This is a genomic window from Marinoscillum sp. (genome assembly GCF_040222955.1).
In the GTDB taxonomy this organism is placed as follows: domain Bacteria; phylum Bacteroidota; class Bacteroidia; order Cytophagales; family Cyclobacteriaceae; genus Marinoscillum.
The window spans coordinates 148,476-166,328 of record NZ_JAVKCA010000009.1; the positions used below are offsets into that span (position 1 = coordinate 148,476).

9 protein-coding genes are annotated in these 17,853 nt (G+C 46.8%); all 9 read right to left on the reverse strand.

Features of this window, described 5'->3' with window-relative positions:
• Positions 1–175 precede the first annotated feature (175 nt).
• Complete coding sequence (locus RIH33_RS08340; RefSeq protein WP_406650409.1) at positions 176–2,983, reverse strand: heparinase II/III family protein; 2,808 nt, start codon at positions 2,981–2,983, stop codon at positions 176–178.
• Between the two features lie 22 nt (positions 2,984–3,005).
• Complete coding sequence (locus RIH33_RS08345) at positions 3,006–4,163, reverse strand: glycoside hydrolase family 88 protein (RefSeq protein ID WP_406650410.1); 1,158 nt, start codon at positions 4,161–4,163, stop codon at positions 3,006–3,008.
• 65 nt (positions 4,164–4,228) lie between these two features.
• Entirely contained in the window at positions 4,229–4,528 is a 300-nt protein-coding gene (locus RIH33_RS08350) for a hypothetical protein (protein ID WP_406650412.1), read from the reverse strand.
• A gap of 187 nt (positions 4,529–4,715) precedes the next feature.
• Positions 4,716–7,220, reverse strand: a complete 2,505-nt coding sequence (locus RIH33_RS08355; protein WP_406650414.1) for a glycosyl hydrolase family 95 catalytic domain-containing protein — start codon at positions 7,218–7,220, stop codon at positions 4,716–4,718.
• A 68-nt stretch (positions 7,221–7,288) separates the two neighbouring features.
• Positions 7,289–8,743 carry a sulfatase-like hydrolase/transferase gene (locus RIH33_RS08360; RefSeq protein ID WP_406650415.1) on the reverse strand — a complete coding sequence of 485 codons (1,455 nt, stop codon included), beginning with the start codon at positions 8,741–8,743 and terminating at the stop codon, positions 7,289–7,291.
• Positions 8,744–9,044: 301 nt separating this feature from the next.
• Entirely contained in the window at positions 9,045–10,601 is a 1,557-nt protein-coding gene (locus RIH33_RS08365; RefSeq protein WP_406658706.1) for an arylsulfatase, read from the reverse strand.
• A complete protein-coding gene (locus RIH33_RS08370; protein WP_406650419.1) occupies positions 10,586–12,484 on the reverse strand; it encodes a hypothetical protein in 1,899 nt (632 codons plus the stop codon). Before RIH33_RS08370 ends, RIH33_RS08365 begins: the two co-directional genes overlap by 16 nt.
• Before the next feature lie 279 nt (positions 12,485–12,763).
• Positions 12,764–14,509, reverse strand: a complete 1,746-nt coding sequence (locus RIH33_RS08375) for a RagB/SusD family nutrient uptake outer membrane protein (protein ID WP_406650420.1) — start codon at positions 14,507–14,509, stop codon at positions 12,764–12,766.
• A 36-nt stretch (positions 14,510–14,545) separates the two neighbouring features.
• Entirely contained in the window at positions 14,546–17,695 is a 3,150-nt protein-coding gene (locus RIH33_RS08380) for a SusC/RagA family TonB-linked outer membrane protein (RefSeq protein WP_406650422.1), read from the reverse strand.
• Positions 17,696–17,853 lie beyond the last annotated feature (158 nt).

The following is a 17,853-nucleotide window of genomic DNA, read 5'->3' on the forward strand; positions in this document are numbered from 1 at the left end:
AAAGTCTATTTATTTGATTGTAATTATTTCAAAACTAGTCTATACATGATATTCGAATATGGATTTTTTACTCAAAAACATGGTCAAAAATGAAAATATTAATGTTTACGGCTCTCAAGGTAACCAAACAACAGAATTTCTGATTTTCAATTCTCATCTAATTAAAACCTAACGGCTAGTTTTTCAAAACAATGACTGCTTTTTGAAAGGCGTCATCCAGTCGAAAATCAATTCTACCCGGGTCGTTGCGGTTTTTCATACCCTTCCTTGTTTCGATAAGTTTTCCATCTGCATAGAGCTCGATATACTCAGGATTGAACCTCACCGGCACCCCGATCAGCACCGCTCCGTCATTTTGAATTTCAAAACCCCTTTCAACTCTTTCAATGGAGAGGGTGACTGGTTCGCGCACACTGAGTATCTCCCAACCCTTTTTCGAGTAGCGGGTAACCCCGGCAGCAAAGGTGAAGTCAAGTTCATCCCCGGTTTCCCGGGTGATGCTCAGCAGTCCTTTCTGGTAAAAGTCGTCAGCGTCTACTATGTCGTTTTGAGTGGTGGTGACCACTATTTTGTCGCTGGTGACCTTGTTTTCATGTGTGATCTGAAGGATCTGTGCTGAGCCATTTCGGTCATCTTCTGTTATAGAAACATCCGAAACTACCTGAGAATCGCCTTCCATGTAGGGATTGAGAACCGCTACAAATGGATCCCTCCACGCTTCTCCATGGCTTCTAATAACCAGGGCAGGTACTTTTTCATCAAGTATTTCAGCCGGAGCAGTTGCTTCGTTCAGCGCATTGGATTTGGGGCCATTTACGGCAAAATACTCCCGGTTTTCTCCGCCTTTGAGCCATACTTTCATCAGGCTATTAGGATTTCCGACACTTTCCAACTTAAAAAGGGCCTTTAAATCCTGAGGAGTGGTAAGCGATTTTTCATCAGAAAAGTATTCGTATGCCGGCAAAAATCCGGGCCCATTCAGTGTAGCCGAAGCAGAGGGTATCAGTTCTTCATTTTCGCCATAGAAACGCAGCGACTGGCCCAGGCTGTGGAAAAAATAGTCGTGTATTTGGCTTTCAGCGTCTGGTCTTTCAGAACGGAACACGTCCAGCACATAGGATTTCCCGGACTGATTGCGAACGATGGCTGTCAGCCGCTGCTGATTGGCAAGCGTGGTGGGCTCTACAAACGAAACCTTAGAAAAAGTGACCTGATCAAAGATATTATTGCGGTCCCCCGATACCGGGAAATGCTGATCTAAACTAAATGGCTGGCTTACCCGCATGGCGCGACTATCCGAAATACCATCTACCACCACCGTATTGTGTGCAGGATAGCGCGCATAGTATTTGCGGTGATCTTCGTGCCAGTAGCTCGGCCCTTTGCTCATGTCCGGGGCCAGAACCTGCTCATTTGCATACACTTCTATCGCGATTCCATTGGCATGGGCATGGTTTCCGAAGGCACCAAAAGTAGAAACCATGGTGGCATCAGGGCCTGCTCCCATGCGCTGCACAAACCAGCTCACATTGGGTGCGTAAAATGTGGGCGATGTTAAACGTGCGATGAGTTCGCCGGCATCCGCCTCATCAGTCTCAACCAACTCGTCCACATAAAAAAACAGCTCAAACAATCCTTTTCCCCGCTTTTCAACGTCAGAAAGGCTTTGATATAAGGCGGTAATTTCTTTTTCTTTGACTGTCTTGCCATACTTTCTGTAGTTGGCGATCAAGTACTCAAATGTTTCATCTGGCAGTGGCTGATGACGGGAATCTCCGAAAGCGACAATGTGTCCATTTGGAAACAAGTATTGGATGGAGGCCAGAGTAGCTTTCTCTACAACCGGGAAGTTTTCCAACTCATTGTCGTTGGTGGCATTGTCCAGTACGGTGAGGATCTTCAACAATGTCTCCGTGACGTGCATCGAGTAAGAGGCGGATTCTGGCCAAATACCTGTTTGCTGGTCATAGTTTAAGATGGCCTCCTTCAGTGCTATTTGTCTGTCGGTGCTCAGCTCAAAGGTATGATCGAGGTAGTATTGCTGCCCTTTTGCGTTATCGTAGTATTCGTTGTGATCCAGGGCCAAAGCAATAAAAGTGAGGAAGCGCGCCTGGAAGAAATTCCAGTTGTTGTCGGGTATTCCATTTTTGATGATTTGATCGCCCCATTTCTGAAAAACCGCCACGGATATATCCCGGTCGTGCCCGTTTTCATCGAGGTACTGGTACATAAAATCGTAGATCAACGAGAGCGAAATCACTATTTGCTCGTGGATCACCTCAAAGGTGGCCAATCCCGACACCCACTGTTGTTTGGAACTATCAAGGTCTACGGGAGCATCACGGTAATACATACCCTTCATGTATGTGTCGTAAACCGGTAATGCCAGTGCCGCATATTTCTCCTCTCCGGTGTACCAGTACAGAAATGCTGCATCTTCGGCAATGGCCATGATGTTCCTATTGATCCCTTCAATGATATGACCAGCTTTGGACGGATGTACCCATTCCATTTCTTTAGTCTCGCGGTGTCTCAGGTACATGCCACGCTCATCATCAAAGTAAGGCGCTATTTCTTCCAGCGGTGGCCTCATATAATCGGTGGCCCAATCCCGGGTTCCAGAAAAACGTACCGTAGGCACCGGTGCTTCTCCTTCAGAGTGTGAAAAATCACCTCCACGCAAATACACTTTGTCGTGTTTTGTTTTCCAGTTCATTTGCAACCGAGCTACCAACCATTCCGGATCGGCGGCACAGCGCTCCATGTACTGATCTATTTCTTCTTTCTTTTTCGCTATGATTTCCGCCTTCCATTTTGTCTTTTGTACCGACCTGGCAAAATCCTTAGCAGCCACGCCGCTGACATATATTCTGGGATGGTTTTCCCTGGCCCCAGATTCACCGGGTTGTGCCTGGGACACTGCGGCCGGTAGCAATAGGACCAACACAACCATCCATGATTTAATATTCAGCTTGAAATTCATTTTGTCAACGTTTAATATGTCCTCAAATCGCTAATCCAAATTCTTTAAGCCTTAAGAGGGCTTCCATGAAGTAATAATCTGCATAAATGATGGGCACATCTATTTCCCTTCCCTTTGGGTAATGTCCTGTGGAATGCAGCAAAATGGCCAGGTTATCTTCTCTGCTGAGATAGTTGGCAGTAGCCAGTCTACTAATCAAATCCACCGCTGCACTTTGATATGTTTCACTTTCCGATTGATCCCCCACCAGTGTAGCGAGTTCCAACAGGCCACATGCGGCAATACAAGCTGCAGACGCATCTTTGGGAGCCTTGGGGATAGCCGGGTCATCAAAGTCCCAATAAGGAATACCGTCTTCCGGCAAACGACTAAGAAATACCCCGGCCAGCTTTTTAGAAGTTTCCAAAAAGTCCGCTCTGCCTGTCTCGCGGTGACTTATCGCAAAACCATAAATAGCCCAGGCCTGCCCACGTGCCCACTGAGAACTATCAGCGTATCCCTGATGTGTGATCCCTTTAATAAAATGGCCGTCGAGGGTATCATATATTCCTACATGATAAGTGCTGAAATCTGATCTCACAAGAGTTTCCATCGTGGTTTCAGCATGTTGTTCAGCGATATCATAGAGCCTTGTGCTGCCTCCGTTTTTGGATGCCCAAAACAGCAACTCAAGGTTCATCATATTGTCGATGATGGTGTTATGAGGGTATTCCTTCTTTGCCGGCCAGGAGTGTATGGTCCCGACTGTTGGATGGAAAAGAGTGGCCAGTGTATCTGCCGCTTTAAGCATCACCCGCCGGTAAGTGTCGTTGCCAGTCAATCGGTAACCATTGCCGAAGCTGCAATAGACCTGAAAACCAATGTCGTGATCTTCCGCCGATGTGTTGGCTATTTGTTCTATTGGTTGTGTAAACCTTTCAGCCTCCTGCTTTAAAGATTCATCACCGGAATGCTCATAAGCATACCACAGGATGCCAGGCCAAAAACCACTGGTCCAGTCATGTAGACTCACGGTTTTCCACTCTTTCTCTCCCATGGCGATGTTCCTCGGCATGCGATCGGCATTGGGTAGGCTGGCTGCAGTAGCCCTGACCTTCGAAACGCAATGATTTAATACCTGTTCGGTAGAATTCTCTTTTGGGCCCTGACTACATGAAGCCGTCCACAGAATGACCGACATCCAAAAAATGGTTTTTGTTGGTCGCCAGGAATACGTGTTGAAATTTCGGTTCATCCTCTCAATCATTAGTCTAGTGGCACCAAATGCATAGCAAAACCATTGTTGGCGAGCAGCTCGATATCCATTCTATTTTCATTGCCCAATGCTAATTCTTCGCTTTTAACCCTGGTTCGGGACGATACAGACTCCTTATTTTCCTCCAACCTTCTCACTTCAAAAATGACGCCCGGTCCCTTTTCTAATGACAGCACGAAAACATTTTTGCCATCCGGCGAAGTGACTTGTATGGGTGCCTGATGGTTCGCACAGCCCATGGTAGCCAAACACATAATAAGTAGCCACCCGTATTTCATAATCCTGATCATTGACAATGGTTTTTTCATTACAAGTAATTCACTCAATAACCTATGGATGGAACACAATCATCCACCGAGGCTAAAATAGGAATCATTCGAAAACCGCAGTTTCAATTGCAAATTCCATCCATGAATCAGGTGATTATATCCATGATTTGTCGCCATGGCCTGTCAATTTCTTATCAATTCAGGATGATCAGCCCCCGCTTAAAGTCACCAACTCTCCGGCTTTGGTGGGCAGGTCATACAAATAGCTTTTTGGGGGCTCATACCCTTCTAAATTTGCTTCTTCTGAAATCAGAGGTTTCAGAACTTCAGGTGTATGATAGAAAGGATTTTCATTTGATCCTTTGGCCTTTTTCAACTTTTCACCTGCGGCCTTCAACTCATTGTAAGATCTGACACGCAGGTTTCCGCCAAGGGTAGATTTAACAACCGCTTTTAACAGTTTTCCATCTTTCCACTCCATCGATTCAATCACAAAACCACCACGTGCACGCAATCCACTGACCTTCCCGTCTTTCCACACATCCGGTAAAGCCGGCAGCAAATGAATGGCACCATCATGGCTCTGAACCAGCATTTCGGCAAGACCTGAGGTGAAACCAAAGTTTCCATCGATCTGAAACGGCGGGTGAGCATCCAGCATATTGGCATAGGTACCACCCCCTTTGGGTGAATCCGGACGTCCTACCAATTTGATTTGATCGCCCATCAGTTTATAGGCGTGGTTGCCATCGAGCAGGCGTGCCCAGAGGTTGATCTTCCAGTTCATCGACCAACCGGTAGAGGGATCGCCCCGATGAATCAGCACATTTTTAGCAGCTTCAAATAACACCGGATTTCTATAGGGAGAAATCTGATTGGATGGCTGCAAAGCATACAGATGAGATACATGGCGGTGCTTGTCTTCCGGATCATCCCAGTCTTTGATCCACTCCTGTATCTGTCCATGCCGACCGATTTGGATAGGCGCTAGTTTAGGAATTGTTTTTTCAATCTTCTCCATCAATGCTGCATCTTTTCCTAAAATCCTGGCCGCCTGAGCGGTCCTGGTGAGCATATCGAATACCAACTGATTGTCCATGGTTGCCCCATACTGGATGTTGACCATATTGGGCAAATGTGTCGGACGGTTTTCCGGTGAAGTTGACGGAGACATCACCAGCCAGCCGTTCTCCGGTTCGGGTGTTAAAAAGCTCAGACAAAATTCTGCTGAGCCTTTCATGGCGGGGTACACTTCTTTCAGGTACTCTACGTCTCCTGAAAACAGGTATTTCTCCCACAGATGCTGACTCAACCAAAGGCCACCGGAAGGCCACATGCCCCAGGTGGCTCCATCCACAGGGCCCGTAATTCTCCACAAATCGGTGTTGTGATGCGCTACCCAACCCTCTGCCCCATACATCACCTCGGCAGTTTGCTGACCGGCCACAGACAGCTCCTTCACCATCTGTATTAATGGCTCATGCATCTCTGGCAAGCTGGTGACCTCAGCAGGCCAGTAGTTCATCTCGGTATTGATGTTGATGGTATAAGCACTTTTCCAGGGTGGATCAAGCTCATTGCACCAAATACCCTGAAGATTCGCAGGCTGACCACCGGGCTGTGACGAACTGATCAGTAAATATCGGCCATACTGAAAATACAATGCAGCCAGTGCAGGATCATTCACCGCACTAAAGTTTTTGATGCGTTCATCGGTTGGCCTTTTGGATTCCTCCGTTTCTCCCAGATCCAGGACTACCCGATTGAAAAACTCCTGATAATCATCAATATGCGACCGCTTGAGTTCCTGATAGCTTTTGCCTTCGACCTGCTGCAGATAGCTGACTGCCCGCTCGTGTTGATCGGCGCTGACCTCCTGATAGTTGACAAAATTGGTCGCTATGGACACATAGATGGAAACACTATTCGCACCCACAACTGACAAGGATGTGTCTGCTGCGGTAACCCTGCCCTCTTCCGGAATAACTTGCACGCGTGTCTCAAACCTCAGCTTGCCTTCCGTGCCGAGGGCCTCTTTTGGCAGTCTCTTGCTTTTGCGATCGTTGTTCCGCCCCACCATTTTCAAAAGGTTGTTTCCCTCGGTGGACACTTCAATCAGCTCAGACTTTGGCCGATCCATGGTGGCGGTAAAGCTAATCTGTCCCGCCTCACGCGCCGTAAGACGAACCACCAACACCTGATCGGAAAAGGAGGTAAACACCTCTCGCTGAAACTCCACCCCGTCCACAGCGTACCTGGTTTTCTGAATGGCGGTACTGATATCCAGTTCTCTGTAGTAATTGCTGTATTGTTGGTGTCCTTCGAAGCTCAGGTATAAATTCCCCGCTGTTTCAAAGGGCATACCATGAGAAGTCTCAGAAATAATCCTGGCATTAGCCAGGTTGTGTGCCTCCTGGTACTTACCCTCAAAGAGTAGTTGGCGAATTTCCGGTAGTATCTCACGAGTCTCCGGGTTGTCATTTCGGTGTGGACCACCCGACCACAAGGTCTCTTCATTAAGCTGGATATTCTCAAGCCCGGGTGTTCCATAGACCATGGCTCCCAATCGTCCATTGCCAATGGGCAACGCCTCGTTCCAGTTGGGTGCAGGCTCATCGTACCAGAGCCTCATGTCCTGCCCTGATCCGGGGAGCGCCATCAGCAATACGGCAAGAGTCAGGGCTTGTTGGATACTTATCATGATAATCCTCATATCTAGAGGGGTTTACTATTGATGATTAAAGTGCCGCTACCGTGCTACCACTTCACAGTGCTGCTCGATTAACGTTTCCAAACATGGCTATCTTCCAGCAATTCCCGGTATTCCTGAGTGAGTAATTTTTGCATGGTCGCCAGTTGATCGGGATGCTCATAAGACAGCTCGTTCCATTCGTATTGATTCTGCGCGAGGTTGTAAAGTTCGAAATCCACCAACTCTGCATTTTTTACAGAATCCACATTTCCCTGATAGACATTTTCGATTTTAGGCAAATATGCCGTGTCATATTTGAGCCGGGCCATGAGCTTCCAATCTCCATCTCGCATGGCCACTACCCGGTCATTCAATGCGTTGTAAAAAGCCCATAGCAAGGGCTTCTCCCTTGTCATCTTTCCTGTCCTGAGCAAATTGGTCAGCGATTGTCCATCCAGCGCTCTTTGTGGGAGCGCTGCTCCTGCCAATTCACAAAATGTGGGCATCAAATCAAGTGCGGATACCACGGCATCTGATGCTCCATTGTAGGTAGGATTTCCCATCCAGTGTACAATGCCGGGTACTTTGAATCCACCGTCTGTTGTCCACAACTTGCGTCCTTTTAAGCCACCCGTGGTACCATAGGAGTGAATGGCCTTTGAATATCTGAGCAGTGTTTCCGGTCCGTTATCGGAGGTGAACACGATCAAGGTATTGTCGTGGCCATTTTCTTCCAGATACTTTACCAGGCGCCCTACGGCCAAATCTACGTTGGCTACATTGGCAAAGTACTGAGCTTCGTTCTCATTTTGTGCATACGGGAGATACCTTTGAACCAGCTCTGGTGGTGATGCAATGGGCACATGAGGCTCATGGAAAGTCACCTGTAGGTAAAAAGGCTGGTCTTTCTTCTGCTGCCCCAGCCAGTCCATCGCTTCATCCACCACGATCTGACAGCTGAAACCCTCGATCTCACCTACTTCTTCTCCATTTCGCACAAAGTTTCGAGGATTCTCATGACTGGGTGCGGCATTGTTGTGCGTGGCAAACCAGTGATCGAACCCAAAGTGATCCGGTGTAGGCTGTTTATCAGGATCGTTGAAAAGTGAGCTGCAATGCCACTTTCCAGATAGGCAGGTAGCGTACCCGACAGACTTCAGTCTGGCTGGAATGGTTTCTTCATAGCCTTGCAGGTGCACCATGTCCCTATTGTCTGGTTTTGGGCTTTGTCCGCCTATAATAAAATCATAAATACCTGCCCTATTTGGGCTCCGGCCAGTCATCAACCCCACTCTGGAAGGAGAACAGACAGGCGCCGCGGAGTAAAAATTGGTCATTCTGATCCCTTTACTTGCCAGTGCATCCAAATTGGGCGTCTTAATCACAGGGTGACCATAGGAAGACAAGTCTCCATAACCCAGGTCATCACATAGAATGACCACAATATTCGGTTGTTCTATCACAGACTCAGTCGTTTGCTTTTTGTCGCAGGCCATCAGGCTCAGGCCAAAAACCACCACCATCAAATGTCCAAATCTCATCATTACTTCTCGTTGTTAATGTTTACTTAGTTGTTTGTCGGAGTGCCCGGGAATTTCCTTCCGGGGTACGCTGAAGAAACTCAGGCCCCTCAAAACTCCAAAACACAGTATGCAATATGCCTTCTGAGCGGATAAAAAGGTATCAGGTATCGTCCCAAACAGATGAATTATGATTCTTTATGGCTGGAGCCACAATGAGACTGGCCTGCCTGGAAACTAAAAAAGGCGCCAAGCCCGAAGAACTTATCCTCTCACCTGACGCCTCCCAACCAACCCCAATTACTCTTTAAGCAATCGAACCTTGCTAATTTTTTATCCAGTCCAGCTGTTCCCACCATTCCGGGCCATCGTTTTTTTGTGGTAAACCGGGTGTGCTTCGCCCACTGACCACTATGTCGACCAGTTCTTGTCTGAGTTGATTCACCAATTCCGGATTCTTATCCTGAATGTTATTTTTTTCACGCTCGTCCACATTTAGATTGTACAACTGAACTTCGGGCATCCCCTCTATATCGTCAGAGCCAGCACGTGGGTAACTCCACCCGCCGGAGCTGGAAGTAAACAAGGCCTTACTATCCCCATTTCGATAAGCAAAAGAGCCATCATAAGAATGCATCACGATGCTTTCCCGCTTCGGTGAGGTGGATGGAAGTCCCAGGGCTGACAAGAAGCTGTAGCTATCCTCTCCGGCATTATCCGGATAAGTGGTCTTCAACAGCTCCGCCAGCGTGGCCAGAAAATCCGTGGTACTGACCAGATCATCAGTTTTGGCAGGCTTGACCTTATCAGGCCAGGTAATGACAAATGGCACCCTATGACCTCCTTCGTAAAGGTCTGATTTAAAGCCCCGATATATGTGACTGGGAAAATGGCCTTTGCTGGCTAGCTGATCAAAATCCGCTTGATTGGAGCAACCATTATCACTCAGAAATACCAAAATCGTGTTGTCAAAAACCCCTTGCGCTTTGAGCGCTTCAGCAACAGCCGAAACCACTCCGTCTGTCATCATCACAAAATCGGGATAGGGGTTATCCAACCCGCTCTTCCCCTGGTATTCGGGCGAAGGTAAAATGGGATTGTGCGGCGAAGTGAGTGGCAGATACAAAAAGAATGGTTTGTCCTTATTCGCATGTGAGTTGATATATGCAACAGCCTCTTTTTGAATCTCCGGAAGGACCTCCTCATGCACAAAATCATCAGATATTTCGCCTTCCAGCCAGATGGATTGTTTCTTCTGACTGGCGGTTCTTTTGGTAGGTACCATTGTAGGCATGTCGTTTTCCACCCATACATAGGGCGGCATGCTCAACGAGCCAATTATCCCATAAAAGTAATCGAAGCCCACGCTGGTAGGTCCATTGGCAATTGGCTGAGTGTAATCTATGCTATCCTTTCCTGCATCTACATTGGCCCAATCCCAGCCCAGGTGCCACTTGCCTATTGCGGCGGTTTCATAGCCCTGCTGCTGTAATAAACCAGCTACCGTCAGTCGTTCCTCTGGAATAAGCGCTTTATCATAGCCATAGAGTACCGATTCTTTCAACCGTGTTCGCCAGCTATACCGCCCCGTGAGCAGACCATATCTGGTCGGTGTGCAAACGGATGAATTGGTATGAGCATCGGTGAACATCACGCCTTGTTTTGCCAGGTCATCAATGGCAGGTGTCTGGATCTTCGATTGGGGATTATAACCCGAGATATCCCCATAACCTAAATCGTCTGCCAGGATGATGACGATATTGGAAGGCCGCTGTTCTTCCTGCTGGCAGGAACTTAAAACCACGGTCAGCCCCAACAATAGTCCTCCCAACAAATAGATCCCTCGCAGCTTAAATCGTGTTTTCATTACTGTTTTTTCCATTCATCCAGACTCAGAGCTTCCGCGAGTGAGTTTCCGAAAAATGACACGCTATAAGTAACCACCACATCAAACCAATGTCTGAAGTTGATCCCGGATGGCCATGATCTACTGACAATGCCTCCTCTGGCGGATGGATCCTCTCCGAAGTACTGATTGTCCATGCACCACTCCAAAGTCTTCATACCTACATCATAGTATTTTCTGTCCCCAGTGAGCTTGTAGAGTCTAATGTATAATCCGGCCCACAGTGTAGTGGCTTTTTCTCCAACCCCCACAAACTCAGGGTCTCTATCAAAGCGCACCGAAAATGACCCATCTGCGGCCTGTGTCTCCATGATGGCATCTGCAATCACCTGCACCTTTTTTAAATATCCCTGCTCAGGAGCTACCCGATGTGCTTCGATCAAACCATCGGCGATGTATCCAAAAGCCTTGGTCCAGTAGTTTACGGGACCTGATTTCTTCTTATCTCCATAGAAAAACACCCCCCACATACCATCTTCTTTTTCAAATGCGCGGATTAGCAAATCAGCAAGACGAATGGTGGTCTTCTTGAAATATTCATCCCCGGTTTCAAAATACAACCCGGCTAAACCAGGCAAGCCCATTGAGCTCTCAAAACTCATGATGGACTTCCATTCTTTCTTGTGAAACTCATAAGCCTGCGGAATCCAAACATCGTCGTGCTCATCCATCAGTAGATTGAGCTTTTCTGCTACTTTTCTACCCGCATCGAGGTATCTCTGGTCGCCTGTGGCCCGGTACAGGGGCATCCAACCCCATCCCACTAAAAACAAGGCATCTACTGTGCTTGCCTCTGTGGCACTGGTTCTTATTATTCCGTATGCAGGACTTGCAGGATCTGTAATCAGCCTGTCCAGCGTGATATTTCCAATCTCGATGGCTCGCTGCTTAAGCGCTTCATTACTCAACCCGGTCACTTCGGTGTCCACACCATCCGCGTCCACAGCTTCCAGAAACATCTTTGCGGAAGGTCCCCAGGCCCAGGCCCAGGCAGGTCTCAACCGGGTTTTGGCAGAAAGGTCGTACAACAGGTACTCACCTCGGTTAGTTGCGCTATCTGGTTTGGTGTCTTCACAGTCAAGCACGTAGCGGGTAGCCCATGAAAGTGCTGCCACCATGCGTTCACGTGATACACCAGTCCCGGTAGATACTTTTGGCAAGGTACTGTCCCAGGTGACTTCCGAACTGGCAATAAACTCGCCGGTATCTACCCGGTGAATTGACACTGCCCCTACCCAGTCATCCCGCAGCACATCAAACTGATAACTCACTTTATCCTCTGCTACATCAGCCTTCGTTGACAGATAGAAATGCTCAATGGCGTTGGTTTTAGGGTCCAGAATCAGGGAATTGCCCCAGTATTCTACTTTTTCATAGGGTATTCTTATTTCGGCAGCCACAGGGTTTTCACCGGTATCATTGAAATCATAGATACCCTGCTCTTTTACGTTCATCTCTATGATGGCCTCCATGTCAGGTTTCATGGCGACATCCACTGTAGGAAAGCGCTGCTCACGACCCGAATTTCTCCTTATGTCGGCTTGTTCGTCAAAACCAGCCATCCACACATCCTTGGTCTGTTCGTTTTGAACTTTCGGTGCGTTTGGTGACACATCATCGTATTCGAATATATATTCATTCGCTTTGCTGAAAAGTCGCACCTCTACCTGCGAAACATCGATGTTTACAGGAAGCTTAAACGACAATGACCGTCCGTTTCGGATTACTTCAAAAGTGCCTTTTCCACCCAAGACCTTGTCTCTGCAAGCGGTGCTTAGGGCGGATATACCCAGTGAAAATCCAGCGGTTGCCACAGCTGATTTTTTGATAAAGTGTCTTCTTGATTCTTTGTATGCCATCGTTTAAAAAATTCAAAAACATCCCTGATTTCATTCGACCATGAACAACATAAAAAAATCTGCTTCTGGTGAAACAGCTTCTTTTGATTGAAGGACGAAACATGAAACCAATTCAATCTGAGGTGTTACATGTGTTACCCGTGAAAAACATTAACCCATTAATTCTTGACTTCCCAATTTTTGCTGGTCTCAGGAGGCGATTAGGTCGGTCTCATTAATGAACAGCCAGCGACCATCGCCACCAGCTGTTCATTATAATACTCATCGGACCTACTTTCTTTAATATCCCGGGTTCTGTAAAATACCAGTCAGCGAAATTTGACTAATCGGAATAGGAGCCAGGTAATGGGTCATTGTGAATCTTCGATTCGATGCCCCATCTCTTACAATTACCCTAAGGTTTTCACCCGAACCAACCGTCACGGTTTTCTCACCAAATGGATAGATGGAAGGGAGATACAATGACTCGTCTCCATCATAGACAGTACCTTCTATCACAGCTCCATAAATCTCTTCAGCAAATACTTCATCCGCTATACCCCATCGCTTCAAATCATGAATTCTTGTGTTTTCGCTGTATAGTTCCAGGGCTCTTTCTCTTCTGATTTCCTCCAATATATCCAGGTCATAAGCAGTGGCCAGACTATTGGTCAATGGGGCTATCCCAGCCCTTGCTCTGGTCTTGTTAATTGACTCGTCTAACTCAGCATCAGAAATGGATCCTCTGAGCTCATAGATGGCTTCAGCATATGTTAAATACACCTCTGCCAGACGCAATATTGAATAATTCTGCGCATGTCTTTCATCAGGTCTGTATCCATTCCATGATCTGAATTTTCTATTTCGAATACCAATCCCAGCGCCTGAATCACTTGGACCCACATTGAGGACAGGCGATCCATTTTCCGGTACGTTGTAGAAGTACGCGATCATCCTGTTGTCCCTGTTCTGCAGTTCATCCCACATGGTGTTGTATCCCTGAAATTGCGGGCTCTTGCTGATAGGCAAACCATCGGTACATAGAAACATGTCCATGGATTTTCTGTTCGGAGCCATGCGGCTTTCAGTTGTTGCGAAATTCAAATCACCAAAGCCCAGATCGTAATCATAAATCTTTTGAATAATGAACTCCTTGTTGGAGGACTTATCAAGTCCCAATGGGTTTGATCCGGCATCTTCCAGCTGATGCAAGTAGAAGTTGGCATTGATCTCAGGAAAGTCATGATTCCAAAGTTCATATCCTCCATTGACCATCACATCCTGAGACAGGTCAATCGCCTCACCCAGCATTGCCTCTACTGAAGGATAGTTAGCTGGTTTGGTAGAGCCAGCACCGGCTGTGGACCCATCTCCATCTGTGTCGGTACCTACGTACTTTTCCCATGTGGCCTCATACAAGAGTACTTTAGCCTTATAAGCCTTAGCGGCCATACTTGTGATCTTACCTAAATCTGACTCACCCACTGACGGAGGACAATTGGCAATAGCCTCATCCAGGTCAGACAGAATCAAACTGATTACCTCATATCGGCTGCTTCTCGGGGTTTCAAATATTTCGTCAGGTGAAGCCGAACTGATGACCGTAGTGATCAGGGGTACTCCGCCGAACCTCCTCAGCAATGTGAAATATTCGTACGCTCTGAAAAAATGAGCGGTACCCACATATGCTGCGATTTCGGTGACATCTCCCGTGTATTCAGCAGCACTTGCTATCAGCATATTTACATCCCTAAGGTCGTCGTACCCTTCATTCCAAAGTTCGTCAGTCTCAGGGGCCACCACGTTGCCCTGAGTATAGAGCTGAGGGATAGAGACCAAATCAGATCCGTAATCTCTAAACTCTCCATCCGCACCCCAGCCTATCATCCCATCATACAGATGGTTGGAGGCAAGTTCGAAATGTGCAGGCGTGGAATAAAAAGTCGCATCTGTAATTTCATCCAATGGCTCAAGATCCGTAAAGGCATCCTGGCACGAAATCATCATAGTGCCTAACACTATCAATGAAAAGAATATATTTTTCATGTCTTTTAATTTTTTGTTACAACTGAAATATCTCATTTAGAAGGTCAGGTCTATCCCAAGTGAATAAGTCCTCAGGAAGGGATAAATGTTACTTGAACTTCCCCGGCTTTCAGGATCGTAACCATCCTTGATCGCGGTAAACTCGAACAGGTCATTTCCAGAGAAGTAGATTCTCGCCTTTTCTATGGCCACTTTCTGAGTCAAACTTTGCGGTAAAGTGTAACCCACAATAAGCGTTTTGAGTCTCATGTAACGATTGTTCTGAAGGAACCACTCGTTATCCCACCAGTTATGTCGGGCAAGAGCTGTATTCCAGGTCATCCTGGGATATTCAGCACTTGAGTTGCTCTCCGTCCATGTTTTACCCAGAAAAGCCGCAGTTTGGTTGGCAAACCTGCTACCCGCGAAAGGAGCGGACAGGTTTCCTTCTTGTCTGTAAATGTTCTGGTCAAGTACTCCCTGGAAAGTAGCCTGAAAATCAATTCCTTTCCAACTGGCACCCAGGTTCACTCCATAGGTATAATGCGGTGACAGGTCACCCACAAACTTCAAGTCTTCGCCATTTTCAGTAGTGATCACCCCGTCTTTATTTCTATCAACCTTGATCACATCTCCCGGACGAAGGCCTGTATTTCCCTGGTTGGGAAAGCTTCCTGAATATGTGGAATAATAAGCATCAACCTCTTCCTGTGTCTGGAAAAAACCATCGGTTTCCCACAAGAACAGCGCTCCAATTGGATAACCTTCTATGTTGACACCTGCTGTGTTCAATACCGGAATGTTAGCACCATCAAGTCTTACGATCTTGTTTCTGCTGTCACTCATATTGGCTGAAACGGAAAAGGTCACATCTCCAACTCTATCTTTCCATCCCAGGGCTGCTTCCCATCCATGAGCATCCAGGTCACCTGAGTTGGTCAGCGGGCCTATTCCGTCATTACCCATTACCGATCCATATTCTACGGCGATCAACATCCCTGAATTATTTCTCAGGTAGTAGTCGAAGCTTCCACTTAGTTTGAAATCAAATAAGCTAAACTCTGTTCCGAAATTGGTCATGTTGATTCGCTCCCACGTCACAGTAGGGTCAATGATGTTCGGAATATTGGCAGCACTTTGAAGTGCTGGTGACGCACCAAATAATTGTCTGCTAGGTGCGACGGTAGAGAGATAGGAAAATTCATCAATACCTGCCTGATTTCCTGTTTCACCATAACTCGCCTTTAATTTCAAAAAGCTCAGGAATGATGCGTTTTTCATGAATGATTCTTCGCTGATCACCCATCCTGCCGAAACTCCGGCGTAATTCAGTGCCTTAAACCCTTCTGCAAACCTTGACGAAACATCTCTCCGCCCTACCAGGTCGATCAGATACTTTCCTTTGTAGTCATAGGCAATTCTCGAGAGGTAGGCATATAGTCCCCATTGACCTTGTCCTCCTTCTGTCTGGACATTTGTCTGTGGAGCAATATTGATATCATAAATTCCATTGTCTTCAAAGTAGCCGTTTCTGGTAATGGAATTGCCCTCTGATCGGAAATAGTCCCCTGTAACCCCCACTTTAGCGCTGAAGTTGTGATCATTAAAACTCTTTTGGTAGTTCAGGTATGATCCATAGTTCAGGTAGTCATTTTCCTCGTAGCTATCGGTGATTCCTTCGGCGATCTGACTCGTGTAGTTTGCAAAGTTGCCATCCCAATCATATAACGCTACGTCTATATTGGTCTCATCGGTACTTTGTACTCGTCTGTTGTAAGAACCGGTAAGTTCCAGGGTCAATCCTTCCACAATTTCTGCGGTCATCCCCAGGTTGATTTTGGTCAAATCCTCATCCAGATCTTCTCTACCACCCGATTCTACACTGGCCAGGAAGTTTTCAGAACCAATGGCGCCAAAGGCAGCTACGTACTGACCTGCGTCATTCTTACTGGGGAAAATCCAGGGGTTTTGCTGAAATGATCGGCCATCCACTCCGTTAGAAGGACTTGATCTTCTTCTTTTCTGATAGGTAATACCAGAACTCAAATTCACTCTGTCTGACAACTGATGATCAAAGTTGAATCTCAGGTTGTATTGTTTCTGTCCATCATAAGCAGGCTTCAATGCCCCTACATCGTCCGCAAAAAGTCCTGATATACGGTATCTCGTGGTTTTGTTTCCGCCGGACACACTGATGTTGTGTTGCTGTGAATATGAATTACCAAAAAACTCATCGATGCGGTCTACATCTTTCACATACATGCCATCCCACGCGAAGTAGATATCTGTCAGCGGGCCTTCATATCCATCTGCCAATTGCTGAATCTTTTCTGCCGTACCAAATCCCCAATAATTCCTTCCTTCTTCAGGCATTTCTTCGTTTGCCTCCAACCAGAGCTGGCCATACTCTCTCATATTTGCTGCATGCGGAGTAAGACCGACTGACTGCATTCTGAAATTACCGTTGTAATTGACTGTCAATTCACCCCGCGTTCCTTTTTTGGTAGTGACCAGAATAACTCCATTAGCTCCACGCGCTCCATATATAGCAGTAGCGGCATCTTTCAATACACTGATACTTTCAATGTCATCGGGGTTCATATTGTAAAACTCTCTTGCATTCAGAACCGGCACATTATCAATCATTATCAATGGTGGATCCTGATTGATGGATGCAAAACCCCTGATTTGCAAATCGATATCTTCCTGGCCCGGACGCGCAGATCCTCTGGTCACAGTGATACCAGGTGTTTGTCCCTGTAGGGATAAGGCAGGGTTAGTTTGTGCTCTGCTCGCAAACACTTCCTTACCTTTCACTACCTCTATGGCTCCCGTTACTGTTTCTTTGGTTTGCTCGCCATACCCGACCACTACCACTTCATCCAGACTAGATACGTCAGGGCTGAGTGATGCCTGAATGACAGACTGATTACCCACGGTAACCTCGAAAGGCTCGTAACCCACAAATGAAATAACCAAAACCGCAGATTCATCAGCCTGAAGCCTGAAGGCTCCGTCGATATCTGTAGTTGTACCTGAGGTCGTTCCTTTAACAACCACAGTAGCACCAGGCAATCCTTCCCCGTTCTCGTCAAGAACTTTACCGGAAATGGTCTGCCCCTGACCAAACGCACTCATACTTACCAGCATGAGCACGGCAAAAAGCATTTTCAAAAACTGCCCCTTTTTAGTATACCTTAATCTCATATTATTGAATTTTTCAGATTAGTTGATTAATTAAATTCCGGACTTATACATCCTTCTATTCACAAAGGAGCAAGACATCTCCGTTGTTGGTTTAGGGTCTTTTCAGCACCCGGGTTGGTAAAAGATTTCATCATAGTCAATAGGTTTTTAGTTCGTTG